The organism is Burkholderia lata (assembly GCF_000012945.1).
In the GTDB taxonomy this organism is placed as follows: Bacteria; Pseudomonadota; Gammaproteobacteria; order Burkholderiales; family Burkholderiaceae; genus Burkholderia; species Burkholderia lata.
Genome location: NC_007510.1, coordinates 85,252 through 108,895, shown reverse-complemented (window position 1 = coordinate 108,895; position 23,644 = coordinate 85,252). Strand labels below are relative to the sequence as shown.

The window sequence follows — 23,644 nt, the reverse complement described above, 5'->3', positions numbered from 1 at the left end:
GCCCGTTTCCCGCCAACCGCACCTCCGATCAAGCCGTTTTCTTCGCCAACCCGAGGTACGTTTCGATTACGCGCGGGTTCTGCGCAAGTTCGGCCGCCGGCCCTTCCAGCGCAAACTCACCCGTCTCCAGCACGTAGCCGTAGTCGGAGATCTGCAGCGCCGCCCGCGCATTCTGCTCGATCAGCAGCGTCGCCACGCCCGTACCGCGCAACGCGCTGATGATATGAAAGATCTCCTTCACGATCAGCGGCGCCAGCCCGAGGCTCGGCTCGTCGAGCATCAGCAGGTCGGGCTTGCCCATCAGCGCGCGGCCAACCGCGAGCATCTGCCGCTCGCCGCCGGACAGCGTGCCCGCTGCCTGCTTGCGCCGCTCCTTCAACCGCGGAAACAGCGCAAACACGTGATCGAGTTGATCGAGGAAGTTCGCTTCGCCGGCCTGCTTGCGCCGATACGCACCCAGCACGAGGTTGTCTTCGACCGTCATCGTGCTGAACAGCTCACGCTTTTCCGGCACGAGGCACATCCCGCGTGCGACGCGCTGCTCCACCGGCAAGGCACCGACATCGTGACCGCGATACACGACCGCGCCCGACGCATGCCCGGCCACAGGCAGCGCACCCATGATCGCGTTCAGCAGCGTCGATTTGCCGGCCCCGTTCGGTCCGATCACGCTGACGATCTGCCCCGCACCAACCTTGATTGCCGCGCCGTGCAGCGCCTCGACCTTCCCGTACCGGACCGCCAGCCCGCGCACTTCGAGAATCGGCTTCGTCGTGTCCGTCATCACTCCACCCCGCCCAGATACGCTTCGAGCACCGCCGGATCCTGCTGCACATCCTGCGGCAGCCCTTCCGCGATCCGTGTGCCGAATTCCATCACCACCAGTCGGTCGGTGAGATTCATCACGAAATCCATGTCGTGTTCCACGAGCAACACGCTCATGCCTTCCGCCTTCAGCCGCCGCAGCAGGTCGCCGAGTTGCTGCTTCTCCTGATAACGCAGCCCGGCGGCCGGCTCGTCGAGCAGCAACAGCGTCGGATCGCAGCACAGCGCCCGTGCGATTTCGAGAATCCGCTGCTGGCCCAGTGCGAGGCTGCCCGCTTCGTCGTACATGTGCTTTTCGAGCCCGACGCGGCGGATCTGCTGTGCGGCCTCGGCCAGCAACTGCGCTTCCTCGTGGGCATTGAGCCGCGCGACGCTGCGCCACACGCCCGTATGGCCACGCAGGTGCGCACCGATCGCGACGTTCTCGAGCACCGTCATCGCCGGCAACAGCTTGACGTGCTGGAACGTCCGGCCGATGCCGCGGCGGACGATCTGGCGCGATGTGAGCCCGTCGATGCGCTCGCCACGGAACGTGATCGTGCCGCCCGTCGGCTTCAGCACGCCCGTCACGAGGTTGAACGTGGTCGACTTGCCGGCGCCGTTCGGGCCGATCAGCCCGATGATCTGCCCCGCTTTCACGTCGAAGCTGACGTCGTTGACGGCCACGAGCCCGCCGAACTGCTTGCGCGCGTTGTCGACGACGAGCAGCGGCTCGCCGGCCGTCGGCTTCGCGCGTTGCGGCAACGGATCGGCATGCTCGGGCACGTGCGCACGCGGCCCGCGCGGGAACAGCCTGGCGACGAACGGCCATACGCCCTGGCGCGCGTACTGCAGCAGCAGCACCATCAGCACGCCGAACACGATGATCTCGAAGTTGCCTTCGGAGCCGAGCAGCTTCGGCAGCAGCGTCTGCAGGTAGTCCTGCAGCACGGTCAGGATCGCGGCACCGAGCACCGCGCCCCACACGTGCGACACGCCACCCACCACGGCCATGAACAGGAACTCGATCCCGTGGTTCAGCCCAAACGGCGTCGGGTTCACTGCACGCTGCAGGTGTGCGTACAGGAAGCCCGATACGGCCGCGAGCACGGCCGCATAGACGAAGATCACGACGCGCATCCACGCGGTGTTCACGCCCATCGCCTCGGCCATCACGCCCCCGCCGCGCAGCGCGCGGATCGCGCGGCCCGGGCGGCTGTTCAGCAGGTTCTGCACCGACACGATCGCGGCCAGCACGACAGCCCAGATCAGGAAATACAGGCTGCGGCCGCTTTCGAGCTCGATGCCGAACAGGTTCAGCGCCGGAATCCCGTTGATCCCGTCGTACTTGCCGAGCAGTTCGAGGTTGCCGAACAGGTAGAACAGCGCGAGGCCCCACGCGATCGTGCCGAGCGGCAGGAAGTGGCCGGACAGCCTCATCGTGACCGCGCCGAGCACGAGCGCGACGAGCGCCGTCAGCACGACGCCGACGATCAGCGCGAGCCACGGCGATACCCCGTAGCGCGTCGTCAGGAGCGCGGTCGCATAGGCGCCGATGCCGACGAACGCGGCCTGCCCGAAGCTCGTCATCCCGCCGACGCCCGTGAGCAGCACGAGCCCGATCGCGACGATCGCGTAGAGGCCGATGTAGTTCAGCAGCGTGATCCAGTATTCAGGCACCTGCAGCGCGCCGGGCAGCACCGGCAGCGCGAACAGCACCACGAGAAACACCCAGAAGGTCTTGTTGCGTACCATCGTCTTCATCGTGTCACTCCTCTTCCTCTTCCGCGTGCGGCGTGGCGAAGCTCCGCCACAGCAGCACCGGAATGATCAGCGTGAACACGATCACCTCCTTGTAGGCACTCGCCCAGAACGACGAATACGATTCGAGCACGCCGACGAGCAGCGAGCCCGCGGCCGCGAGCGGATAGCTGACGAGCCCGCCGATGATCGCGCCGACGAAACCCTTCAGGCCGATCAGGAAGCCCGAGTCGTAGTAGACCGTCGTCAGCGGGCCGACGAGGATCCCGGACAGCACGCCGAGCCCCGCCGCGAACGTGAATGCGAGCCGCCCTGCCTCGGTCGTGCCGATGCCGACGAGCCGCGCGCCGAGCCGGTTCACCGACGTCGCGCGCAGCGCCTTGCCGGCGATCGTGCGGCCGAAGTACACGTAGAGCGCGCCGATCAGCACGAGCGCCGTCACGACGACCAGGATGCTTTGCACCGACACGGTCATGCTGCCGATCGACACCGACGCATCCGAGAAGCCGTTGGTGCGCGAGCCTTCCGCGCCGAACATCACGAGTCCGAGGCCGACCATCGCGAAGTGGACGGCGACCGACACGATCAGCAGCAGCAACGTCGTGCCTTCGGCGATCGGCTGGTAGACGAGCCGGTAGACGAACGGCCCCATCGGCACGACGATCGCGAGCGTCAGTGCGATCTGCGCAAGCATCGGCAGCGGCTGCACGGCGAAGCTGCGCGTGATCGCGAACACCGCGAGCGGCAGCAGGATGTAGCGGCTGCCGAGTGTCGCGAGCGTGCGGCCGAGCTGATGGCGCCGTTCGCGATGGCGGATCAGGCCGCCGACTTCGAGCAGGAAGCACGCGATGCCCATCACGAACAACAGCCAGCAGGTGGCGGGAAATTTTTGAGCCTGCAACGCGGCAAGCGTCAGCGCACCATAGGCGACGAATTCGCCCTGGGGAATGAAGATCACCCGCGTGACGGAAAACACCAGTACGAGCGCCAGTGACAGCAATGCATATATGGCGCCGGTCGTGATGCCGTCTTGCGCGAGGATCGCTGCAATCGAGAGATCCATACGTTTCGTGTATCGAGAAGGCTGCGGAGAAACGGAAGACGGGAACGGCCGGGGCGCACGGGCCGCAAGATCGGCGCGTCGGGCGCCACGCAGCGAACCCCGGTGGTTCCACACGACATGGGCACGGTCGCGGGCCCGTCAGGCCCGGCGCCCTGCCGACGGCATGCACGGCGCCATTCGCGCCGCGCACGCCGGTTTCACGTGATACTTACTCGGCCTGCAGCTTCCACTTGCCGTCGACGATCTGCACCATCACGCGCGCGCGCGTGTCGAAGCCGTTGTGATCGGTCGGCGTCATGTTGATCACGCCGTGCGACACGGGCAGGTCCTTCACGTTCTCGATCGACGCGCGCAGCGCCTCGCGGAACGCCTCGGTGCCCGGCTGGCCCTTCTTCAGCGCTTCCGGAATCGCACGCTGCAGCAACAGCCCCGCATCCCACGCATGGCCGCCGAACGTCGCCAGCGAGCCCGCGCCGTACGCCTTCTCGTACGCGGCCTTGTAGCCGAGCGCCGGCTTCTTCACCGGGTTCGAATCGGGCAGCTGGTCGGTCACGAGCACCGGGCCGGCCGGCAGGATCTCGCCTTCGCAATCCTTGCCGCACACGCGCAGGAAGTCGTTGTTCGCGACGCCGTGCGTCTGGTACACCTTGCCCTTGTAGCCGCGCTCCTTCAGCGTCTTCGCGGGCAGCGCCGCCGGCGTGCCCGAGCCGGCGATCAGCACCGCATCCGGATTCGAGCCCATCAGCTTCAGCACCTGCCCCATCACCGATGCATCGGTGCGGTTGTAACGCTCGTTCGACACGACCTTCAGGCCGTTCTTCGCGGCGGCCGCGTCGAACGTTTTGTACCAGCTGTCGCCGTACGCGTCCGCGAAGCCGATGAAGCCGACCGTCTTCACGCCGTGCTTCGCCATGTAGCCGGCGATCGCGTCGGCCATCAGCTGGTCGTTCTGCGGCACCTTGAACATCCACGCACGCTTCGCGTCCATCGGCGAGATGATCTGGGCGCTCGCCGCGAGCGAGATCGTCGGCGTCTTGCCCTGCGACACGGGGTCGAGCATCGCGAGCGAGTTCGGCGTGACGGACGAGCCGATGATCGCGTCGACGTGGTCTTCATCGATCAGCTTGCGCACGTTCTGCACCGCGCGGCTCGTGTCGGATGCGTCGTCGAGCACGATGTACTGCACGCTCTTGCCGGCGATTTCCTTCGGCAGCAGCGCGATCGTGTTCTTTTCCGGAATCCCGAGCGACGCGGCCGGCCCGGTGGCCGACAGCGTCACGCCGATCTTCACCTGCGCCGACGCCGTTGCCGCCGCACACACGAGGCCCGCGGCGAGCACGGCCTCCATCCATCGATTCATCTTCATTTACGTTGTCTCCAAACGCTGCTCGAAAAAGCCACGGGTCGCTCGGGCGGCTCCCGGTCCCCAAAACAAGTTAATAATTTAACTATCTCGCCTTGCCACGCCTACGCTCGTTTTCCCGTGAAACACCTCCCCTTCAACCGCGCCCGGACGGCCCCACGCGCGGACGCACCGGGCGGCGGTCGAAACGGTCGTTCGACCGTCACGATGCGCAGCAGCGGTGTCGTCTGGATGAAGAAAGCGGAGAAATGCGGAATCGTGCAGGCAATCGATGTATGCACAACGATCAAGGAAAGGCGCGTCGATCCGGCCTGATGCGACCAGGCCCGCGATCGGCGCATGATCGGGAAGCCGGCCGCTCATGCGAATGCGAATGCGGATGCTGATGCGGATATCGATACGGATGCGCACGCAACGACCGGCGACGGCGCCGGAACGCGCCTACAGGCCGCAGAACGGCTCGGGAAGGCCGCCGCGACCGCAGCCCAACCCCACGACGAACGAACGGCACCCGCCGCCCTTCCTGCCCCGATCCATCGTCCTGCGCTGCTCATCCAACCGTACTCCCTCTTCTGCATTCTGCTTGTAGGAGAACTGCCGACCGATTTTCCCGACCGCGCGGTCGGCGAAAGCTGAGTGTAACGGACGCGTTTTGCGCACGCCAACCGGGTTAGCCCGAACGGCCAGCGCACGGCTGCGCATCGTCTGCGAACGAATCGCGGGAAAGCGGAAAGTGGAAAACGGGGGGACGCGGCGAAGCGCGGAAAAAACGCGGTGCGAACGCAAGCGCGGAATACGGCAATCGCGCAGGCCGATGCACCATCGGTGGAAATCCGTGCACGCAAATGAAAAAGCGCTGTTGGATTCCGTCCAACAGCGCTTTGGGGTCCGGGCACTTTGTGCCTCGATTGTCTCCTCGTTCTCCACCTGCAAATTCGTTTCGCGGTGCATCAGAACTAGGACGAAGATTAAAGGACCTTTCACACTGCGACAACTTAGCATTTACCCCTATGGTGCATCGCCGCACGAAAATGGGGCACCAGCCTGCCGCGTGGCGCCGGCCCGAGCCCGCTGCGACGCCCTTCCGGAGCATGCCGGATGGTGCTTCGCATCAACGCCCGGTGACGCGCGCCGCACGCATTCAGGATGCCCTGAGCGGCTTGATCCGCGCGACCATTTCGCCGACGATGCCGCGCCGGAACGCGAGCACGCATGCGATGAAGATCAACCCCGTGACGATCGTCGCCGATTCGCCGAGCGAATGGAACCACGCGACGCCGGTCGTCGATGCGAGCCATTCGCCGATGTCGCCGAGCCGGTCTTCCAGTGCAACGATCAGCGCCGCGCCCAGCAGCGGCCCGAACAGCGTGCCCATCCCGCCGACGAGCGTCATCAGCACGACGAGCCCCGACATCGTCCAGTACGCGTCCGACAGCGTCTCGAAGCCGAGCACGAGCACCTTCAGCGAACCGGCCAGCCCCGCGATGCCCGCCGACAGGATGAACGCGAGCAGCTTGAAGCGGTCGGTGTCGTAGCCGAGCGAGATCGCGCGCGCTTCGTTCTCCTTGATCGCGACGAGCACCTGGCCGAACGGCGAATGCACGACCCGCACGATGAACGCGCACGCGGCGACCACGACCGCCAGCACGACGTAGTACAGCGCGACGTCGTTCGACAGGTCGAGCAGCCCGAACAGGTGGCCGCGCGGCACGCCCTGCAGCCCGTCCTCGCCGTGCGTGAACGGCGCCTGCAGGTAGATGAAGTAGACCATCTGCGCGAACGCGAGCGTGATCATCGCGAAGTAGATGCCCTGCCGCCGGATCGCGAACAGCCCGACGACGAGCCCGAGCAGCGTCGCGGCAACGGTACCGGCGAGCACGCCGAGCTCCGGCGTGAAACCGAGCGTCTGTATCGAATAACCGGTCGCATAGCCGGCGGTCGCGAGGAACATCGCATGGCCGAACGACAGCAGCCCCGTATAGCCGATCAGCAGGTTGAACGCGGCCGCGAACAGCGCGAACGTGAGCACCTTCATCACGAACACCGGGTACGCGCCGATGAACGGCGCCGCCAGCAGTGCCGCGAGCAGCACGCCGTAGAGCACTTTTCTCTGCATCATTTTTCCTTGCCGAAGAGGCCCGCCGGGCGGAACAGCAGCACGATCGCCATGATCACGAACACGACGGTGGCCGACGCTTCGGGATAGAACACTCGCGTGAAGCCCTCGATCACGCCGAGCAGCAGGCCCGTGACGATCGAGCCGAGGATCGAGCCCATCCCGCCGATCACGACCACCGCGAACACGGTAATGATCATCGGCTGGCCCATCAGCGGCGACACCTGGATCACCGGTGCGGCCAGCACGCCCGCGAACGCGGCGAGCGCGACGCCGAAGCCGTAGGTGAGCGTGATCATCATCGGCACGTTCACGCCGAATGCCTCGACGAGCTTCGGGTTCTCGGTGCCCGCGCGCAGGTAGGCGCCCAGGCGCGTCTTCTCGATCACGAACCACGTCGCGAGACACACCGCGAGCGATGCGACGACGACCCACGCGCGGTAGTTCGGCAGGAACATGAAGCCGAGGTTGGTGGCGCCGGACAGCTGCGACGGCACGTCGTACGGCTGGCCGGACGATCCGTAGATCGACCGGAACACGCCTTCGACGACCAGCGTGAGCCCGAACGTGAGCAGCAGCCCGTACAGGTGATCGAGCTTGTACAGCCAGCGCAGCATCGAGCGCTCGATCAGGATCCCGAACGCGCCGACGACCAGCGGCGCGATCACGAGCATCGCCCAGTACGGCAGCCCGAAATACGACAGGCCCATCCACGCGAGCATCGCGCCCAGCATGAACAGCGCGCCATGCGCGAAGTTGATCACGTTGAGCAGCCCGAAGATCACCGCGAGCCCGAGGCTCAGGATCGCGTAGAACGAGCCGTTGACGAGCCCGAGCAGCAACTGGCTCAGCATCGCCGGCAACGGAATGCCAAAGATTTCCATCGACTTAGCCGTCAGAATGAGTTTCGTTGCGCGCGCAACCTTCTAGCGCTGCGTACGCGGGCGGCGCAGCGGGCACATCGCTGCAGCCGCCACCGAGCGACGCGCCCGTGCGCGCCGCTACGCCCTGCTTACTTCCACAACGCGCAACGCGATTCCTGCTTGGTCCCGAACGCCTGTTCGCCCGGAATCGTCGCGAGCACCTTGTAGTAATCCCACGGCTCCTTCGACTCCGACGGCTTCTTCACTTCCATCAGGTACATGTCGTGGATCATGCTGCCGTCCGTGCGGATGTAGCCCTTCGCGTAGAAGTCGTTGATCTTGATCTTCTTCAGCTCGGCCATCACCTTGTCGGAGTCGGTCGTGCCGGCCGCCTGGACGGCCTTCAGGTAGGTCGTCACCGACGAGTAGTCGGCCGCCTGCAGGCTCGACGGCATCTTCTTCATCTTGCCGAAGTAGCGCTGCGCCCACTGGCGCGACGCCGCGTCACGGTTCCAGTACCAGCTGTCGGTCAGTACGAGGCCCTGCGTCGTCTCGAGGCCGAGGCTGTGCACGTCGTCGATGAACATCAGCAGCGCGGCGAGCTTCATCGTCTTCGTGATGCCGAATTCCTTCGCGGCCTTGATCGAGTTGATCGTGTCGCCGCCCGCGTTCGCAAGGCCGAGGATCTGCGCCTTCGACGCCTGCGCCTGCAGCAGGAACGACGAGAAATCCGACGCGGACAGCGGGTGACGCACCGTGCCGAGCACCTGGCCGCCGTTCGCCTTCACGACATCCGACGTGTTCTTCTCGAGCGCCTTGCCGAACGCGTAATCGGCGGTCAGGAAGAACCACGTCTTGCCGCCCTGCTTCACCACCGCCGAACCGGTGCCCTTCGCGAGCGCCATCGTGTCGTATGCGTAGTGGACCGTGTACGGCGTGCACTGCTCGTTGGTCAGCGTGTCGGCGCCCGCGCCGATGTTGATGTAGACCTTCTTCTTTTCGGCCGCGACCTGGTTCATCGACAGCGCGGTGGCGGAGTTCGTGCCGCCGACCAGCAGGTCGAGCCCGCCGCGGTCCATCCATTCGCGCGCCTTCGACGCGGCGATGTCGGCCTTGTTCTGGTGATCGGCATAGACGACCTCGATCGGCTTGCCGAGCACCTTGCCGCCGAAGTCGGCGACCGCCATGCGGATCGCTTCGAGACCGCCCTGCCCGTCGATATCCGCGTAAAGCCCCGACATGTCGGTGATGAAGCCGATCTTCACGGTATCCGCGGCCTGCGCGGCGCCGGCGGTGAACGCGGCAGTCGCGAGCGCGAGACAGGCGTGTGCGAGGGTCTTCATTTTCATTGACGTCTCCTGTTGTTCTGATGCGTTGTGGTTGTTCGAAGCCGCCACGGCTAGCGGCGAGAGAGACGGGGCGGCGTCACACCCCGAGCAGGTCGTGCAGGGTCGGCATCTTGCTTTCCAGTTCGGCCGCCTGGAAATGTTCGACGATGCTGCCGTGCTCCATCACGTAGAACCGGTCGGCGAGCGGTGCCGCGAAGCGGAAATTCTGTTCGACCATCACGATCGTGTAGCCGCGCGCCTTCAGCGCGACGATCATCCGCGCCAGCGCCTGCACGATCACCGGTGCGAGGCCCTCGGAAATCTCGTCGAGCAGCAGCAGGTTGGCGCCGGTGCGCAGGATCCGCGCGACCGCGAGCATCTGCTGCTCGCCGCCTGAGAGCCGCGTGCCCTGGCTCTGCCGGCGCGACGCGAGGTTGGGGAACATCGTGTAGATCTCGTCGATCGACATCGCGTGGTCGCGCGAACCGATCGGCGGCGGCAGCATCAGGTTCTCCTCGCACGACAGGCTCGAGAAGATCCCGCGCTCCTCCGGGCAGTAGCCGATACCGAAATGCGCGATGCGGTGCGTCGCGAGGCCGATCGTCTCGTTGCCCGCGACCTTGATCGACCCGCTGCGGCGGCCCGTGAGGCCCATGATCGCGCGCAGCGTCGTCGTGCGGCCCGCGCCGTTGCGGCCGAGCAGCGTGACGACCTCGCCGCGATGCACCGTCAGGTCGACACCGTGCAATATGTGGGATTCCCCGTACCAGGCCTCCAGGCCCATGATCTCCAGCGCGGGCGTGCCGCTTTCGACGCCGCTCAATTCGCGTTCCTCCCGTTCGCTGTGCTTCATGCGTGCGCCCCCGCGAGCGCCGCGTCGGCGCTGCCCATGTAGGCCTCGATGACGAGCGGATTCTTCGACACTTCCGCATACGAGCCTTCGGCCAGCACCTCGCCGCGTTGCAGGACGGTGATCGTGTCGGAGATGCCCGCGATCACGTTCATGTTGTGCTCGACCATCAGGATCGTGCGGCCGTTCGCGACCTTCTTGATCAGCGCGGTCACGCGATCGACGTCCTCGTGGCCCATCCCCTGCGTAGGCTCGTCGAGCAGCATCAGTTCGGGCTCCATCGCGAGCGTGGTCGCGATCTCCAGCGCGCGCTTGCGGCCGTACGCGAGCTCGACGGTCGGCACCTGCGCGAAATCGGTGAGGCCGACCTGCGTGAGCAGGTCCATCGCGCGGTCGTCGAGCCGCTTCAGCGTGCGTTCGCTGCGCCAGAAATGGAATTCGGTGCCGAGCGCGCGCTGCAGGCCGATGCGTACGTTCTGCAGCGCGGTCAGGTGCGGGAATACCGCCGAGATCTGGAACGAGCGGATGATGCCGCGCCTCGCAACCTGCGCGGGCCGCTCGTCGGTGATGTCGATGCCGTTGAAGACGATCTGGCCGGCCGTCGGCGTCAGGAATTTGGTGAGGAGGTTGAAGCAGGTGGTCTTGCCCGCGCCGTTCGGTCCGATCAGCGCATGGATCGCACCGCGACGCACACGCAGGTTCACGCCGTTGACGGCCGTGAAACCCCTGAATTCCTTGGTCAGTCCGCGTGTTTCCAGAATCGTGTCGCCGAGAATCATGTTCCCTTCCGTACGAAGTCAGGCGAAGCACCGGGAAGATTCGCGAGAAGCGTCCGCGAAACAGGTCAGCGGATGAGCGGGCTGCCCCGGGCGCCGTGTTACGCCTCGAGGGTGGTCTCCCGCGCCGACGCGTATGCACACTGCGCCACATTGTCTCGCCGTTGGTGCAGTGCAATCATCGGGATTTGCACTTATAGGGCTGGCCGCCATGTCGCGTGCGGCTGTGCACGGTTTTTCACGCCGTTTTTTTGACACGTGCATCATCGACCGTTGCCCGCCGCACGCCCGGCAGGCACGCAACAAAAAAGCCGTGCGGCGGCACGGCTTGCATGGATCTTGCCGGCGAACCGGCGTGTTCGGCACCATCAGCATCGGCACCGGCGCTGCAACGGCAGCTTGTTTCGCATAGCGAATCAGCGGGCGTCATCATGACGGCCCGCTGTCGTGCGTGTCAGCGTTCCGTCACGCGGCCGTCACCGCCGGCTCCGTGCGCACCGGCGTCGCTTCGCGCGCCGCGCGGCGATCGGCACGAATCATGTCGCTCGCGCGCTCGGCGATCATCAGCGTCGGCGAATTGGTGTTGCCCGACGTAATGAACGGCATCACCGATGCATCGACGATCCGCAGCCCGGCGATGCCGCGCACGCGCAGCCGGCTATCGACCACTGCGCGCTCGTCGTCCGCACGCCCCATCCGGCAGGTGCCGACCGGATGGAAGATCGTCGTGCCGACCGCGCCGGCCGCCTCGATCAGCTCGGCTTCGCTCCGGTACTGCAGGCCGGGCAGGATTTCCTCGGGACGATAGCGCGCGAGCGCCGGCGCGGACGCGATCCGGCGCGTGAGCCGCAGCGCGTTCGCGGCGACGCGACGATCGTGGTCGGTCGACAGATAGTTCGGCGCGATCGCGGGTGCCGCGCCCGGATCGGCGCTCGCGATATGCACGCTGCCGCGCGACGTCGGCCGCAAATGGCACACGGACGCCGTAAACGCGTTGAAGCTGTGCAGCGGCTCGCCGAAGCGTTCGAGCGACAGCGGCTGCACGTGGTATTCGAGATCGGGGCGCGTGAGCGCGGGATCATCGGGATCGGATTTGGCGAACGCGCCGAGCTGCGACGGCGCCATCGACATCGGCCCGCGCTGCAGCAACGCATATTCGGCGCCGATCATCAGCTTGCCCCACCAGTGCGCGGACAGCGTGTTGAGCGTGCGCACGCCTTCGACGCGAAACGCCATCCGCAATTGCAGGTGATCCTGCAGGTTTTCGCCGACGCCCGGCAGATCCTGCACGACGTCGATGCCGAGCGCCTGCAGCCGCTGGCCGTCGCCGATGCCCGACAGTTCGAGCAGCTGCGGCGAATTCACCGCGCCGGACGTCAGCAGCACCTCCGAGCGCGCCCGTGCAACGTAATCGGTGCCGCCGCCGTGATATTCGACGCCGACCGCGCGCCGCCCGTCGAAGATCACGCGTTGCGCCTGCGCGCCGGTGATCACGGTCAGGTTCGGGCGCGCCATCGCGGGCCGCAGGAACGCCTTCGACGTATTCCAGCGCACGCCGCGCTTTTGGTTCACCTCGAAATAGCCGACCCCGGCATTGTCGCCGCGGTTGAAATCGTCGGTTGCCGGGATGCCCGTCTGCTGCGCAGCCTGCGCGAACGATTCGAGGATCTCCCAGCGCAGCCGCTGCTTCTCGACGCGCCAGTAGCCGCCCGCGCCGTGCGCGTCGCTCTCGCCCGCATGGTGATCCTCGCTGCGCTTGAAGATCGGCAGCACGCTGTCCCACGACCAGCCGGCGTCGCCGGTTTCCTGTGCCCAGCTGTCGTAATCCTCGCGCTGGCCACGCATGTAGATCATCCCGTTGATCGACGAGCAGCCGCCGAGCACGCGGCCGCGCGGATACGACAGCGCACGGCCGTTGAGCGCCGCTTCGGGCTGCGTCTTGTACAGCCAGTCGGTGCGCGGGTTGCCGATGCAATACAGATAGCCGACCGGGATATGGATCCAGTGATAGTCGTCCTTGCCGCCTGCTTCGAGCAGCAGCACATGGATATCGGGATCTTCGGTCAGGCGGTTCGCGAGCACGCAGCCCGCGGTGCCCGCGCCGACGATCACGTAGTCGAATTCGCCTTCTAGCGTGCGTTGGGTAGTCACGGTTTGTCTCCTGTCACGCGGCGCAACGCCGCGCGTCATTTCCAGCATAGTGCGTCGCGAGCCGCGCTTGCGGCCCCGCGCGCCACGACCGATGAAGCGTACTCCGGCCGCCGGCCGCCAATCCAATGAGTTATGCTGAACTGCGTTATAAGCTGCGCTCATATCACGACGATGGATCTCACCCTGCTCCGTGCGTTTGCAACGGTCGCGCGCGAAGGCAACCTGACGCGCGCCGCCGTACACCTGCACCTGACGCAGCCAGCGGTCAGCCTGCAGATCAAGCATCTGCAGGAAACGCTTGGCGTCACGCTGTTTACGCGCACGTCGCGCGGGCTCGCGCTCACGCGCGACGGCCAGACGCTGTTGCCGCATGCGGAACGCGCGCTCGCCGCGGCCGCCGACGTGCAGCGCGCCGCTGCTGCGCTGCGGCACGAGGTGCGCGGCCGGCTGCGGATCGGCACGATCCTCGATCCGGGTTTCCTGCGGCTCGGCGGCTTCCTGCGCGCGCTCGTCGAAACCCATCCTCAGATCGAGACGGCGCTGCGGCACGGGATGTCGGGCTGGGTGATCGAACAGGTGCGCACGCAGGCGCTCGACGTCGGCTACTACATCGGCCGTCCGGGCGAGGACGACCCGCTCGACGGCGCGCTGTTCCACACCGTCACGCTCACGCATTTCCAGTACCGCGTGCTTGCGCCGGCCGGCTGGAAGGAGCGCGTGCAGCGCGCCCACGACTGGCGCTCGCTGGCCGCGCTGCCGTGGATCTGGACGCCGCCGGCGTCCGCGCACCACCGGCTGCTGTCCCGGCGCTTCGCCGATGCCGGCGCGCAGCCGCTCAAGGTTGCCGAGGTCGACCAGGAGCAGTCGATGCTCGATCTCGTCAAATCGGGGATCGGGTTGACGCTCGCGCGCGACTCGACCGCGCTGGCCGAAGCGCACGCGCATGCGCTGACGATCGTCGAGCCCGTGACGGTGCCGACCGAACTGACGTTCGTGGCACTCGCCGAGCGGTGCGATGAACCGGCGATCGCGGCGGCACTGCGGCTGATAGAAGCGCAATGGTCGATATGAGTGTCGCTGATAGCGCTACGGCTGGCCAAGCACCGGGCGTCAACGCCTGACACATCGCCGGTCGGCAACCGGCGGCCGTGCGGGCCATCACGTGTGCATGAACGGTGAAATCACGGGGCCGAACGCCCGGCCGCGTCGTGTCGCCGCGTCCCGCCGCTCGTCACGCCACCTTCGCGGGCTTTTTGCTAGATTGTGCGTTCGCACACCGCGAGACCCCGATTGAAGGAGACCCGCATGGCCCGCAACATCGAGATCAAAGCCCGCGCCCGCGAATTCGACCAGCTGCGCGAACAGGCGGCCAGGCTCGCGACCGAGGCGCCGCTGTTCTATCGCCAGCAGGATTTCTTCTATGACGTGCCGCGCGGCCGGCTGAAGCTGCGCCGCTTCGAGGACGGCACGCCGGCCGAACTGATCTTTTACCAGCGCGACGACCGCGACGGCCCGAAGGCGTCGTACTACACGCGCAGCCCGGTGACGAACCCCGACGCGATGCACGCGCTGCTCGCCACCGCACTGACCACGCGCGGGATCGTGACGAAGGAACGCCACGTGTACCTCGCGGGCCGCACCCGCATCCACCTCGACCGCGTCGACGGCCTCGGCGATTTCATCGAACTGGAAGTCGTGCTCGGCCCCGACGACGACGAAGCCGGCGGCGAAGCCGAAGCGCACGACGTGTTCGCGAAACTCGGCGTGTCGCAGGACGATCTCGTCGCGGTCGCGTACGTCGACCTGCTGAACGCCGACACGCAGCACGAAACGGCCTGATCCGGCCCTGCCCCGAGGCGGCGCAACCCGCGCCGCCTTCAACCCTGCCGCCGCCCTGTCGCCGCGTTATGCGGCGCCGGGCGCCAGGTGCGCGAGCGGCAGCGCGCCGTTGCGCTTGAAGGTCGTCAGCACGATGTTCGAGCGCACGCTGTCGACGCCCGGCACGCGCATCAGCTTCTTCATCACGAATTGCGACAGCGCGTTCAGGTCGGGCGCGACGATCCGCAGCAGGTAGTCGGCATCGCCCACCACCGCATGGCATTCGAGCACTTCGGGCAGCACGTCGATCTGCTGCTGGAACTGCTCGATGATCGAATCGCCGTGATGCTTGAGCTTGAGGCTCGTGAACGCGGTGACGCCGAGCCCGAGCTTTTCGGGGCGCAGCATCACGCGGTAGCCTTCGATCACGCCGGCCGCCTCGAGCCGCTGCAGCCGCCGGCCGATCTGCGACGGCGACAGCGGCACCTCCTCGCCGAGCTGCTGATGCGTCGCGCGGCCGAAGCGCTGCAGCACGTCCAGCAGCGCGAGATCGAAGTGATCGAGTTCCAGCATGAGTATTCCCCGCATTGATTCGTGATTTGATGCGCGATTATCGCATCATCTAGCGAATCATCGCCAATATTGCGCCCATTCCGCGCGCAGCCCGCTCTACACTTGCATGGTTCCCAACCGCCACGTGCAGAGCCAGATCATGTCCACCGTCGTCACCGCGAAACTGCAAGAGCAGTTCGATGCGGGCCTCGAAACCCGCGCCGATTTCACCATCGACCAGCCGCTCGCGCGTTACGGCCAGGTCGACCACGCGGTGTGGAAGCAGCTCTATGCACGCCAGTCGGCGCTGCTGCGCGGGCGCGCGTGCGACGCATTCGTCGCGGGGCTCGGGAAGATCGACCTGCCGGCCGATCGCGTGCCGTCGTTCGCCGACGTGAACCGCCAGTTGAAGCCGGCAACGGGCTGGGAAATCGTCGCGGTGCCGGGCCTCGTGCCCGACCGCGTGTTCTTCGAGCATCTCGCGAACCGGCGCTTCCCCGTCACCTGGTGGATGCGCCGCCCCGACCAGCTCGACTACCTGCAGGAACCCGACTGCTTCCACGACCTGTTCGGCCACGTGCCGCTGCTGATCAACCCGGTGTTCGCCGACTACATGCAGGCGTACGGCCGCACCGCGCTCGCGGTCGCCGACGACGAAGCGGCGCTGGCGCGCCTCGCGCGGCTCTACTGGTATACGGTGGAATTCGGGCTGATCCGCGATCCGCGCGGCACGAACGGGTTGTCGATCTACGGTGCCGGGATCGTGTCGAGCAAGGGCGAAAGCCTGTACAGCCTCGAAAGCGCGGCGCCGAACCGGCTCGGCTTCGACCTCGAGCGCGTGATGCGCACGAAGTACCGGATCGACACGTTCCAGAAGACCTACTTCGTGATCGACGATTTCGCGCAGCTGTTCGCGCTCGCCGATGTCGACGGCCGTGCACTGGCCGACCGGCTGGCAGCGCTGCCCGAGTTCGCGGCCGGCGCGGTGCTCGATACCGATCGCGTGCTGCATCGCGGCACGGGCGAAGGCTGGTCCGCCGACGCATGACGTTCGAGGGTGCCGGAACGCGCCTCTGCCGATCGCCATCCCCCGGATGGCCGTCCCACAACTATGAAACAATGACCGGTGCCGGCTTCGCCGCGCGGCGCAGCCGTGCGCGGGCGCCGTTACCGACCGAGAGGTGCAAGATGATCCACAAGCTCACATCAGAAGAACGCAAGACCCGGCTCGAAGGCCTGCCGCTCTGGACGGCCGTACCGGGCCGCGATGCGATCCAGCGCAGCCTGCGCTTCGCCGATTTCAACGAAGCATTCGGCTTCATGACGCGCGTCGCGATCAAGGCGCAGGAAATGAACCATCATCCGGAATGGTTCAACGTGTACAACCGCGTCGACATCACGCTGTCGACCCACGATGCCGACGGCCTGACCGAACGCGACATCGAACTGGCACTGTTCATCGACCGTGCCGGCGCGCACGCGCAACCCGCCGCCTGAGGCATTCCTCTACCGCCGCGCGTCTTTCGATGCGCGGCGCGTCAACTTTTCATTTCGATGAACGTTTTCTAGGATGTAGTGAGCGAAAGCCTTCAGCTTTCCAAGCCATCCTTAAGGCGCACGTAAGTCTCGTATGCAATCCGTGCCTTGGGGTCCAAACCTTCCAGTTGCAGCGCGCTTTCGCGCTGTACAATCAGCAGCGCATACGGCTTGGAAAGCGCGCTGGCCTCTTCGCAGAGTTTGAGTTCGTCGCCGCTCGACGGCGAGCGGGCGCGCCAGAAATTGATCGCGGCTTCTAAGTCGTTGATCGAAATATCGGACATGTTTGGATTTAATCGTTCGCTGGCCGCCATGCTTGATGTCAGGTGTTGCGGCGCCCCTGTGGAAACGGCGTCGTGCTGTCCGCGTGCCTGAACCGCCAACCCATTGTACTTGAGCGAACTTCATGCGACTCCTTCTGATTGAAGACGACCGCCCCATCGCACGCGGTATCCAGAGCAGCCTCGAGCAGGCTGGCTTCACCGTCGACATGGTGCATGACGGCATCTTTGCCGAACAGGCGCTGGCACAGAACCGCCACGAACTCGTGATCCTCGACCTCGGCCTGCCGGGCATCGACGGGATGACGCTGCTCACGCGCTTCCGCCAGACCAACCGCCACACGCCCGTCATCGTGCTGACCGCACGCGACGAGCTGAACGACCGGATCCAGGGCCTGAACTCCGGCGCCGACGACTACATGCTCAAGCCGTTCGAGCCGGCCGAGCTCGAAGCGCGCATCCGCGCGGTGATGCGCCGCAGCGGCCCGCACAGCGACATGCCGCGTCCGGAAGTGTCGCTCGGCGGCGTCCGCCTGTCGGGCGTCGACCGCCGCATCTTCAACGACGACAAGCCGCTCGAACTGTCGCCGCGTGAATTCGCGGTGCTCGAGATGCTGCTGCTGCGCCACGGCCGCGTCGTCAGCAAGGCCCAGCTGCAGGATCACCTCACACACTTCGGCGGCGATCTCGGCGACACCGCGATCGAAGTCTACGTGCACCGCGTGCGCAAGAAACTCGAGCAGTGCCGTGTCGAAATCGTCACGGTGCGCGGCTTCGGCTACCTGCTGCAGGAAATCCGCCAGACGGCGAGCGTCTGAGCGGCACCGCACGCCGGGCGGCCACGTGCCGCCCGCGTGTGCACGCTGCTCCGCGTCGCCGCCCGGCGCAAGACCGCGCCGCTCCCCGTGAGCGGCGCTTATCCATTTGCCCGTCGAAATGTCTCCTGATCCGGCTGTGACCACCAGCCTGCGCCGCTCGCTGCTCCGGCGCCTCGCCGCCCCGCTGTCGATGCTCGCGCTGATGAGCGGCCTGATCGCCTACTGGCTCGCGTGGCAGTACACGCAGCACGTGATCGACCGCTCGCTCGCCGATCTCGCGACCGCCATCTCCAAACAGATCCAGATCGCCGGCCCCGACGCGCCGTTCACGGTGCCGCCGCTCGCGCAGGCGATGTTCTCCGATCCCGCCGAAGCACTGATCTACCGGATCAGCGACGGCGAGCAGGAACTCGCCGGCGATCCGAAGCTGCCGCTGCAGGGCATCAACGTGCGCCGCATGCATCACGCGTACGTGTTCGAGGCCGAATACGACAACCGCGCGGTACGGGTTGCGCAGGTGCGCGTCGACGACGTCGACGGCGGCAAGCCGATGGTCGTCGAGGTCGCGCAGCCGGTGCGGCACCGCTACCGGATCGCGGCCGAATTCCTCGTCGCGATCATGATGCCGCTGCTGCTGCTGCTGCTCGCGGGCTGGGGCATCGTGTGGCGCGTCGTGAACCAGCAGCTCGGCCCGCTCACGCACCTGGCCGATTCGCTGAACCGGCAGACCCACACGTCGCTGGAACCGGTCGACGAAACCGAGGTGCCGCTGGAAATCCGGCCGCTGACGAGCGCGATGAACGCGCTGCTCGGCCGCCTGAAGACTGCCCTCGACGCGCAGCGCAAGTTCATCGCCGATGCCGCCCACCAGTTGCGCACGCCGCTCACGGCCGTGAAGCTGCATGCGGAGCAAGCGGCCGTTGCGCGCGACCCGCACCAGACCTTTGCCGCGGTGCGCGAACTGCGCGCGGCCGCCGACCGCGCGGTACGGCTGTCCAACCAGTTGCTGTCGCTCGCCCGTGCGGAACCGGGCGAACAGGCCGCGCGGTTCGTCGACGTCGACCTCGCGGCGATGGCGTTCGAGACGGGCGCCGAATGGGTGCCGCGCGCCCTCGCATCGCACGTCGACCTCGGCTTCCAGCGCACCGACGATCCCGGTGACGACGAGAAGCTGGTCGTACGCGGCAACCCTGTGCTGCTGCGCGAGGTGATCGCGAACCTGCTCGACAATGCGCTGAAGTACGTGCCGCTCGCACGGCCGGACGGCGCGCGGATCACGGTGAACGTCGCGCGCGGCGCGCTCGAGGACGGCCAGCCGGCCGCCGAGATCGTCGTCGAGGACAACGGCCCCGGCGTGCCCGCCAACCAGCAGGCCGACCTGTTCAAGCGCTTCTTCCGCGGCGACGCGCAAAGCGGCAATGGCGTCGAGACGGGCGCCGGGCTCGGCCTCGCGATCGTGCACGACATCATCGCGATACACGGCGGCACCGTCTCGTACGAGGATGCATCGGAAGGCGGTTCGCGCTTCGTGGTGAGAGTGCCGCTGGTCGCGCGCACCGAGAAGCCGGCCAGCGAAACACCGGCCGCCGCGTCGACGCACTGAGGGACGGAGAGACTCACGGCGGGCGGCCGCTGATCGGGCCGCGCGCCGGATGAGGAAGGCGGACAGCACGGCTGCACGATGCGGCAGCCGTCTGCTGAAACGACAGCGGCAGCGCACGATGCGCCGCCGCCTGCGTTACTTCTTGCTTTTCTTGTCCTTCGACCGGGGCTCGGACTTGCCGTCCTTCTTGTCCTTCTTCTTTTTCTTCTTCCCGCCCTCGTCGGTCGTCGCGAGCAGCGTGCCGCGGCACGACGCCGCGCCGCAATGGCACGCGTATTCGCGCTTGAGCGTCTTCGTCAGCTTCGCATCGATCACGAGGCCGTAGTCGTAGAACAGCTCCTCTTCCGCCCCGATGTCGCGCAGCGCGTGGATGTACACGCGGCCTTTGACTTCCTCGGCTTCGCAGTTCGGCGCGCACGAGTGGTTGATCCAGCGCGCGCTGTTGCCGTCGATCTTGCCGTCGATCACCCCGCCTTCGTCGAGTGCGAAGTAGAACGTATGGTTCGGTTCGCTCGGGTCGTGCGGGTGGCGGCGCAGCGCTTCCTTCCACGAAATTCGTTCGCCCTTGTATTCCACTACGCGCTCGCCGGCCTTGATCGGCGCCACGGCGAACACGCCCTTGCCGTGTACTCCCGAGCGGCGCACCGCGATCCTGCGTGAACTCATCGAACGAATCCTTGTGAAGACGACTTGAATAGAGGCGGCCGCGGTCGCGGCCTGGCGTCGCGCAAAACGAAAACGCGGCACCGGTCGGTGCCGCGTCGGGGCATGCGGCGAATCACCCGCATCCTACACGTTCACGATTGCTTCGTTCAACATCACGCGCAATATTGCGCGCGCGGTGCTCAACGCTGGCCGAATGCGATGTCGCCGAACAACGCCTTGTGCTCGCGCGGCTGCGAGCGCCAGTATTGCGGCGGCGCCGTCACCTGCGCGCCGAGCTCGGCCGCCGCATGCCACGGCCAGCGCGGGTCGTACAGCATCGCACGCGCCATCGCGACGAAGTCGGCATCGCCGGCCTCGATGAGTCGGTTCGCATGCGCGGGCTCGTTGATCAGGCCGACGGCGATCGTCGGCATGCCGACCGCGCGCTTCACGGCCTGCGCGAACGGCACCTGGTAGCCGGCCGACAGCGGAATCTTCTGCAGCGGCGACACGCCGCCGGACGACACGTCGATCCAGTCGCAGCCGCGGCGCTTCAGTTCGTGCGCGAACGCGATCGTATCGTCGAGCTCCCAGCCGCCTTCGACCCAGTCGGTCGCGGACACGCGCACGCCGACCGGCCGGCCTTCCGGAAACGCCGCGCGCACGATCTCGAAGATCTCGAGCGGGAAACGCATGCGGTTTTCGAGCGAGCCGCCGTATTCGTCGGTGCGCTGGTTCGCGAGCGGCGACAGGAACTGGTGCAGCAGGTAGCCGTGTGCCGCATGCACCTCGATCGCGTCGATGCCGAGCCGTGCGGCCCGCTTCGCCGAGGCCGCGAACGCTTCGCGGATCCGGTTCAGGCCCGCGGCATCGAGTGCGAGCGGCGGCGTCTCGCCGTCCTTGTGCGGCACGGCCGACGGCGCATGCGGCAACCAGCCGCCGTCGGCGACCGATACGAGCTGACCACCCTGCCACGGCACGTTGCTCGACGCCTTGCGCCCCGCATGCGACAACTGCATCGCGACGCGGACCGGCGAATGCTTGCGGATCGCGGCCAGCACCGGCTTCAGCGCGGCTTCGGTCACGTCGTCCCAGAGGCCGAGGTCGCCATGCGTGATACGCCCGTCGGGTTCCACGGCGGTCGCCTCGATGCAGAGCAGCCCCGCGCCCGACAGCGCGAGATGGCCGAGGTGAATCATGTGCCAGTCGGTCGCCTCGCCGCGTTCGGCCGAATACTGGCACATCGGGGAGATCACGATCCGGTTCGGAAGGGTCACGCCGCGCAGCGTGAACGGGGAAAACAGCGCAGTCATGGAGGCCGCTCGCCAGGAAAGGAAAGAGCGAACGAGCGTAGCACGCAGGCGGCGAGCGTGCAGATGGCGCACCCGGCAGTAAGCGGATGGTCAGGTACGGCCGGCGGCCGGTTGCCTGCAACGGAGAAAAGGCAGCGCATACGGCGATGCGCCGGCCTGCAACGGATGCGGGCCGGGCAACACCTTCGCGGCGAACGGCAGTGCCGCCGCCGGCGTCAGAGCCCGACGCTGTCGAGCCACTCCGCGAACATGCGGCGCGCGGCCGCCTCGAGCGCGGGGCCGTGCTGAGCGGTATCGGCACGCAACTGGCGCGCGTCGATGCCGGGCGTCGCCACGATTTCGCCGGCGTTCGCGATCAGCCACGGTTCGAAGCGGTCGGTGCGGATTTCCGGATGGCATTGCAGCGCCAGCACGTGCTGGCCCCATGCGAATGCCTGGTGACGGCAGGCCGGCGTCGACGCGAGATGCATCGCCCCGCCCGGCAGGTCGAACGTGTCGCCATGCCAGTGCAGCATCGACGTCGCCGCGCCATCGAGATGGCGCAGCGGCGATGCGCGGCCGGCGTCGGTGAGCGTCAGCGGCGCCCAGCCGAGTTCGTGCTGCGCAGCCGGATAGACACGTGCACCGAGCGCCCGGGCGATGAACTGCGCGCCGAGGCAAATCCCGAGGATCGGCAGCCCGGCGTCGATGCGCTTGCGCACGAGCGCCGCGAGCGGCGCGATCGTCGGATACTGCGCATCGTCGTACACGCTGATCGGCCCGCCGAGCACGACGAGGAGCGACGGCTCGAGCACGTCGAGCACCTCGACCCGCGACGACCCGACGTCGACGTAGCGCACCCGCCGACCCCGTTCGCCGAGCACCTGCTCGAAGCTCCCGAGATCCTCGAAATGCACGTGGCGGATCGCCACGACTTCAGCGTTCATCATCGGCCTCCCGGTCGATCGACGGACGTCAGCCTGCGAAAATCTTCCAGGTCTTCTTCTGCGTCGCCGCGTCGGCCTCTTCCTGCACCGAGCAGTCGAGACGCAGATCGCTGTCCGTCATCGAGATGTCGAGCGCCGCGCAGTGATGCACGGTCTTCTTCGACAGCTTGCCCGGCTGGAAGTGGGCGCACGTCACGCACATGCGCTGCGGCGGCGTCGCACCGGCCACCTGCAGTTCGCGCAGCGTCTTCAGCAGCGCGCGATACAGTGCGCCCTGCTCGTCCGCGCCGAGCTTGCCGACCGCTTTCGTCAGGAATTCAGGCCATTGCAGTGCCTTCTTCGCAGCCGTGCGACCACGGGCCGACAGGCGCACGGCCAGCGCGCGACCGTCGTCCAGTGCACGGCGCTTCTCGACGAGACCCTTGGTCTCGAGCGTGCTCACCGCATCGCTCGTGGTCGCCGCGGTCAGCTGCGTCTCGCGCGCGATCTCGCCGAGCCGCATCGGGCCCTTGCGCTGCAGCAGCAGCACGAGAATCTCGCCCTGCGTCGGCGTGAGGCCTGCGCCTTCCGCCCAATCCCATGCCTGGCTTCGCATGGCCGTACTCAACCGCAGCAGGCTGTGGGTCACACGTCCCGAAGCCTGATTCCCGTAAACGCCTTCGCTCATAGTCTTTTCGCTTTGCCGCCGCCCGGTTTGCCGAGCGGCCGTAGTGTGGAGATCGAATGTCTATCTCAAAACAGACACGCTCTTGCGAGTGCATCAGCACGGCCGTCGCGAGGGCACACGCGGCGGTCGCGTTCGCGGCGACCGGTAAGACACTCGACGTTCCGGTGTCCGCAAAGCCGACATTCTAAGCGAGAGCGGAAAATCGCACAGCTAAGTTATCCCCTTCATTCTGTGGAAAATCACTGGATAACCAAAATTTTTCGTTGTGCCTGCAATGCCGAACACCCGCCGAACGGTGCGTACGAACATTTTCCTGTTCGGATCGGCCATCGGGTCGACCACAATGATCCACCGGGTTATCCCGTGCACAGATCGTTGACTTTGCAGCGGAATCTCAGGTTATCCACAGA

23 protein-coding genes are annotated in these 23,644 nt (G+C 66.6%); 7 read left to right on the top strand and 16 right to left on the bottom strand.

Features of this window, described 5'->3' with window-relative positions; translation table 11 throughout:
- Window positions 1-28 precede the first annotated feature (28 nt).
- The 4 genes from BCEP18194_RS06425 to BCEP18194_RS06410 all read right to left on the bottom strand — a co-directional run bounded on the left by BCEP18194_RS06425 (window position 29) and on the right by BCEP18194_RS06410 (window position 4,994).
- Window positions 29-784 (bottom strand): ABC transporter ATP-binding protein, encoded by a 756-nt coding sequence (locus tag BCEP18194_RS06425; RefSeq protein ID WP_011350514.1) that lies wholly within the window; start codon window positions 782-784, stop codon window positions 29-31.
- Window positions 784-2,568, bottom strand: coding sequence for a branched-chain amino acid ABC transporter ATP-binding protein/permease (locus tag BCEP18194_RS06420; RefSeq protein WP_011350513.1), 1,785 nt, complete (start codon window positions 2,566-2,568; stop codon window positions 784-786). The genes BCEP18194_RS06425 and BCEP18194_RS06420 overlap by 1 nt, the downstream gene beginning before the upstream one ends.
- Window positions 2,569-2,572: 4 nt before the next feature.
- Window positions 2,573-3,628: a branched-chain amino acid ABC transporter permease gene (locus BCEP18194_RS06415; protein WP_011350512.1), complete on the bottom strand. Its 1,056-nt coding sequence runs from the start codon at window positions 3,626-3,628 to the stop codon at window positions 2,573-2,575.
- A 208-nt stretch (window positions 3,629-3,836) separates the two neighbouring features.
- The gene (locus BCEP18194_RS06410) at window positions 3,837-4,994 is read right to left on the bottom strand and encodes an ABC transporter substrate-binding protein (protein ID WP_011350511.1); all 1,158 of its coding nucleotides are present in this window, start codon (window positions 4,992-4,994) and stop codon (window positions 3,837-3,839) included.
- 336 nt (window positions 4,995-5,330) lie between these two features.
- On the opposite strand from BCEP18194_RS06410, the gene BCEP18194_RS06405 reads away from it, so the two are divergent.
- Window positions 5,331-5,627: a hypothetical protein gene (locus BCEP18194_RS06405; RefSeq protein WP_011350510.1), complete on the top strand. Its 297-nt coding sequence runs from the start codon at window positions 5,331-5,333 to the stop codon at window positions 5,625-5,627.
- Between the two features lie 505 nt (window positions 5,628-6,132).
- Here the strand turns inward: BCEP18194_RS06405 and BCEP18194_RS06400 are convergent.
- The 6 genes from BCEP18194_RS06400 to BCEP18194_RS06375 form a co-directional block, all read right to left on the bottom strand.
- Complete coding sequence (locus tag BCEP18194_RS06400; RefSeq protein ID WP_011350509.1) at window positions 6,133-7,107, bottom strand: branched-chain amino acid ABC transporter permease; 975 nt, start codon at window positions 7,105-7,107, stop codon at window positions 6,133-6,135.
- Window positions 7,107-7,991 (bottom strand): branched-chain amino acid ABC transporter permease, encoded by an 885-nt coding sequence (locus tag BCEP18194_RS06395; RefSeq protein WP_011350508.1) that lies wholly within the window; start codon window positions 7,989-7,991, stop codon window positions 7,107-7,109. Before BCEP18194_RS06395 ends, BCEP18194_RS06400 begins: the two co-directional genes overlap by 1 nt.
- Before the next feature lie 128 nt (window positions 7,992-8,119).
- Window positions 8,120-9,319: an ABC transporter substrate-binding protein gene (locus BCEP18194_RS06390; RefSeq protein WP_011350507.1), complete on the bottom strand. Its 1,200-nt coding sequence runs from the start codon at window positions 9,317-9,319 to the stop codon at window positions 8,120-8,122.
- A gap of 76 nt (window positions 9,320-9,395) precedes the next feature.
- Window positions 9,396-10,151, bottom strand: coding sequence for an ABC transporter ATP-binding protein (locus tag BCEP18194_RS06385; RefSeq protein ID WP_011350506.1), 756 nt, complete (start codon window positions 10,149-10,151; stop codon window positions 9,396-9,398).
- Complete coding sequence (locus BCEP18194_RS06380; protein WP_011350505.1) at window positions 10,148-10,927, bottom strand: ABC transporter ATP-binding protein; 780 nt, start codon at window positions 10,925-10,927, stop codon at window positions 10,148-10,150. Before BCEP18194_RS06380 ends, BCEP18194_RS06385 begins: the two co-directional genes overlap by 4 nt.
- Before the next feature lie 462 nt (window positions 10,928-11,389).
- Window positions 11,390-13,075 (bottom strand): GMC family oxidoreductase, encoded by a 1,686-nt coding sequence (locus BCEP18194_RS06375; RefSeq protein ID WP_041492711.1) that lies wholly within the window; start codon window positions 13,073-13,075, stop codon window positions 11,390-11,392.
- Between the two features lie 171 nt (window positions 13,076-13,246).
- On the opposite strand from BCEP18194_RS06375, the gene BCEP18194_RS06370 reads away from it, so the two are divergent.
- Complete coding sequence (locus BCEP18194_RS06370) at window positions 13,247-14,146, top strand: LysR family transcriptional regulator (protein ID WP_011350502.1); 900 nt, start codon at window positions 13,247-13,249, stop codon at window positions 14,144-14,146.
- Window positions 14,147-14,380: 234 nt separating this feature from the next.
- Entirely contained in the window at window positions 14,381-14,914 is a 534-nt protein-coding gene (locus BCEP18194_RS06365; RefSeq protein ID WP_011350501.1) for a class IV adenylate cyclase, read from the top strand.
- Between the two features lie 66 nt (window positions 14,915-14,980).
- On the opposite strand, the gene BCEP18194_RS06360 is transcribed toward BCEP18194_RS06365, so the two are convergent.
- Window positions 14,981-15,466: an Lrp/AsnC family transcriptional regulator gene (locus tag BCEP18194_RS06360; protein WP_006408082.1), complete on the bottom strand. Its 486-nt coding sequence runs from the start codon at window positions 15,464-15,466 to the stop codon at window positions 14,981-14,983.
- Between the two features lie 139 nt (window positions 15,467-15,605).
- Between BCEP18194_RS06360 and phhA the strand changes: the two genes are divergently transcribed.
- Entirely contained in the window at window positions 15,606-16,493 is an 888-nt protein-coding gene (gene phhA, locus BCEP18194_RS06355) for a phenylalanine 4-monooxygenase (RefSeq protein WP_041492994.1), read from the top strand.
- A gap of 140 nt (window positions 16,494-16,633) precedes the next feature.
- Window positions 16,634-16,942, top strand: coding sequence for a 4a-hydroxytetrahydrobiopterin dehydratase (locus tag BCEP18194_RS06350; RefSeq protein ID WP_011350499.1), 309 nt, complete (start codon window positions 16,634-16,636; stop codon window positions 16,940-16,942).
- A 92-nt stretch (window positions 16,943-17,034) separates the two neighbouring features.
- Here BCEP18194_RS06350 and BCEP18194_RS06345 read toward each other — a convergent pair whose 3' ends face one another.
- Window positions 17,035-17,265, bottom strand: coding sequence for a DUF3717 domain-containing protein (locus BCEP18194_RS06345; RefSeq protein ID WP_041492710.1), 231 nt, complete (start codon window positions 17,263-17,265; stop codon window positions 17,035-17,037).
- Window positions 17,266-17,387: 122 nt separating this feature from the next.
- Here BCEP18194_RS06345 and BCEP18194_RS06340 point away from each other — a divergent pair, with 122 nt between their 5' ends.
- Window positions 17,388-18,080, top strand: coding sequence for a response regulator (locus BCEP18194_RS06340; RefSeq protein WP_006401494.1), 693 nt, complete (start codon window positions 17,388-17,390; stop codon window positions 18,078-18,080).
- 118 nt (window positions 18,081-18,198) lie between these two features.
- The gene (locus BCEP18194_RS06335) at window positions 18,199-19,683 is read left to right on the top strand and encodes a sensor histidine kinase (protein ID WP_011350497.1); all 1,485 of its coding nucleotides are present in this window, start codon (window positions 18,199-18,201) and stop codon (window positions 19,681-19,683) included.
- 135 nt (window positions 19,684-19,818) lie between these two features.
- On the opposite strand, the gene BCEP18194_RS06330 is transcribed toward BCEP18194_RS06335, so the two are convergent.
- The 4 genes from BCEP18194_RS06330 to BCEP18194_RS06315 all read right to left on the bottom strand — a co-directional run bounded on the left by BCEP18194_RS06330 (window position 19,819) and on the right by BCEP18194_RS06315 (window position 23,234).
- Window positions 19,819-20,349, bottom strand: a complete 531-nt coding sequence (locus tag BCEP18194_RS06330; RefSeq protein ID WP_011350496.1) for an SET domain-containing protein — start codon at window positions 20,347-20,349, stop codon at window positions 19,819-19,821.
- A gap of 179 nt (window positions 20,350-20,528) precedes the next feature.
- Entirely contained in the window at window positions 20,529-21,641 is a 1,113-nt protein-coding gene (locus BCEP18194_RS06325; protein WP_011350495.1) for an NADH:flavin oxidoreductase/NADH oxidase, read from the bottom strand.
- Window positions 21,642-21,856: 215 nt separating this feature from the next.
- Window positions 21,857-22,567, bottom strand: a complete 711-nt coding sequence (locus BCEP18194_RS06320) for a glutamine amidotransferase (RefSeq protein ID WP_011350494.1) — start codon at window positions 22,565-22,567, stop codon at window positions 21,857-21,859.
- Between the two features lie 28 nt (window positions 22,568-22,595).
- Window positions 22,596-23,234: a MarR family winged helix-turn-helix transcriptional regulator gene (locus BCEP18194_RS06315; protein WP_011350493.1), complete on the bottom strand. Its 639-nt coding sequence runs from the start codon at window positions 23,232-23,234 to the stop codon at window positions 22,596-22,598.
- Window positions 23,235-23,644: the final 410 nt, after the last annotated feature.

Bases quoted from the DNA above. Each gene is read 5' to 3' on its own strand.
- BCEP18194_RS06425 (WP_011350514.1), bottom strand. From the start codon at position 784: ATGACGGACACGACGAAGCCGATTCTCGAAGTGCGCGGGCTGGCGGTC.
- BCEP18194_RS06420 (WP_011350513.1), bottom strand. From the start codon at position 2,568: ATGAAGACGATGGTACGCAACAAGACCTTCTGGGTGTTTCTCGTGGTG.
- BCEP18194_RS06415 (WP_011350512.1), bottom strand. From the start codon at position 3,628: ATGGATCTCTCGATTGCAGCGATCCTCGCGCAAGACGGCATCACGACC.
- BCEP18194_RS06410 (WP_011350511.1), bottom strand. From the start codon at position 4,994: ATGAAGATGAATCGATGGATGGAGGCCGTGCTCGCCGCGGGCCTCGTG.
- BCEP18194_RS06405 (WP_011350510.1), top strand. From the start codon at position 5,331: ATGATCGGGAAGCCGGCCGCTCATGCGAATGCGAATGCGGATGCTGAT.
- BCEP18194_RS06400 (WP_011350509.1), bottom strand. From the start codon at position 7,107: ATGCAGAGAAAAGTGCTCTACGGCGTGCTGCTCGCGGCACTGCTGGCG.
- BCEP18194_RS06395 (WP_011350508.1), bottom strand. From the start codon at position 7,991: ATGGAAATCTTTGGCATTCCGTTGCCGGCGATGCTGAGCCAGTTGCTG.
- BCEP18194_RS06390 (WP_011350507.1), bottom strand. From the start codon at position 9,319: ATGAAAATGAAGACCCTCGCACACGCCTGTCTCGCGCTCGCGACTGCC.
- BCEP18194_RS06385 (WP_011350506.1), bottom strand. From the start codon at position 10,151: ATGAAGCACAGCGAACGGGAGGAACGCGAATTGAGCGGCGTCGAAAGC.
- BCEP18194_RS06380 (WP_011350505.1), bottom strand. From the start codon at position 10,927: ATGATTCTCGGCGACACGATTCTGGAAACACGCGGACTGACCAAGGAA.
- BCEP18194_RS06370 (WP_011350502.1), top strand. From the start codon at position 13,247: ATGGATCTCACCCTGCTCCGTGCGTTTGCAACGGTCGCGCGCGAAGGC.
- BCEP18194_RS06365 (WP_011350501.1), top strand. From the start codon at position 14,381: ATGGCCCGCAACATCGAGATCAAAGCCCGCGCCCGCGAATTCGACCAG.
- BCEP18194_RS06360 (WP_006408082.1), bottom strand. From the start codon at position 15,466: ATGCTGGAACTCGATCACTTCGATCTCGCGCTGCTGGACGTGCTGCAG.
- phhA (WP_041492994.1), top strand. From the start codon at position 15,606: ATGTCCACCGTCGTCACCGCGAAACTGCAAGAGCAGTTCGATGCGGGC.
- BCEP18194_RS06350 (WP_011350499.1), top strand. From the start codon at position 16,634: ATGATCCACAAGCTCACATCAGAAGAACGCAAGACCCGGCTCGAAGGC.
- BCEP18194_RS06345 (WP_041492710.1), bottom strand. From the start codon at position 17,265: ATGTCCGATATTTCGATCAACGACTTAGAAGCCGCGATCAATTTCTGG.
- BCEP18194_RS06340 (WP_006401494.1), top strand. From the start codon at position 17,388: ATGCGACTCCTTCTGATTGAAGACGACCGCCCCATCGCACGCGGTATC.
- BCEP18194_RS06335 (WP_011350497.1), top strand. From the start codon at position 18,199: ATGTCTCCTGATCCGGCTGTGACCACCAGCCTGCGCCGCTCGCTGCTC.
- BCEP18194_RS06330 (WP_011350496.1), bottom strand. From the start codon at position 20,349: ATGAGTTCACGCAGGATCGCGGTGCGCCGCTCGGGAGTACACGGCAAG.
- BCEP18194_RS06325 (WP_011350495.1), bottom strand. From the start codon at position 21,641: ATGACTGCGCTGTTTTCCCCGTTCACGCTGCGCGGCGTGACCCTTCCG.
- BCEP18194_RS06320 (WP_011350494.1), bottom strand. From the start codon at position 22,567: ATGAACGCTGAAGTCGTGGCGATCCGCCACGTGCATTTCGAGGATCTC.
- BCEP18194_RS06315 (WP_011350493.1), bottom strand. From the start codon at position 23,234: ATGAGCGAAGGCGTTTACGGGAATCAGGCTTCGGGACGTGTGACCCAC.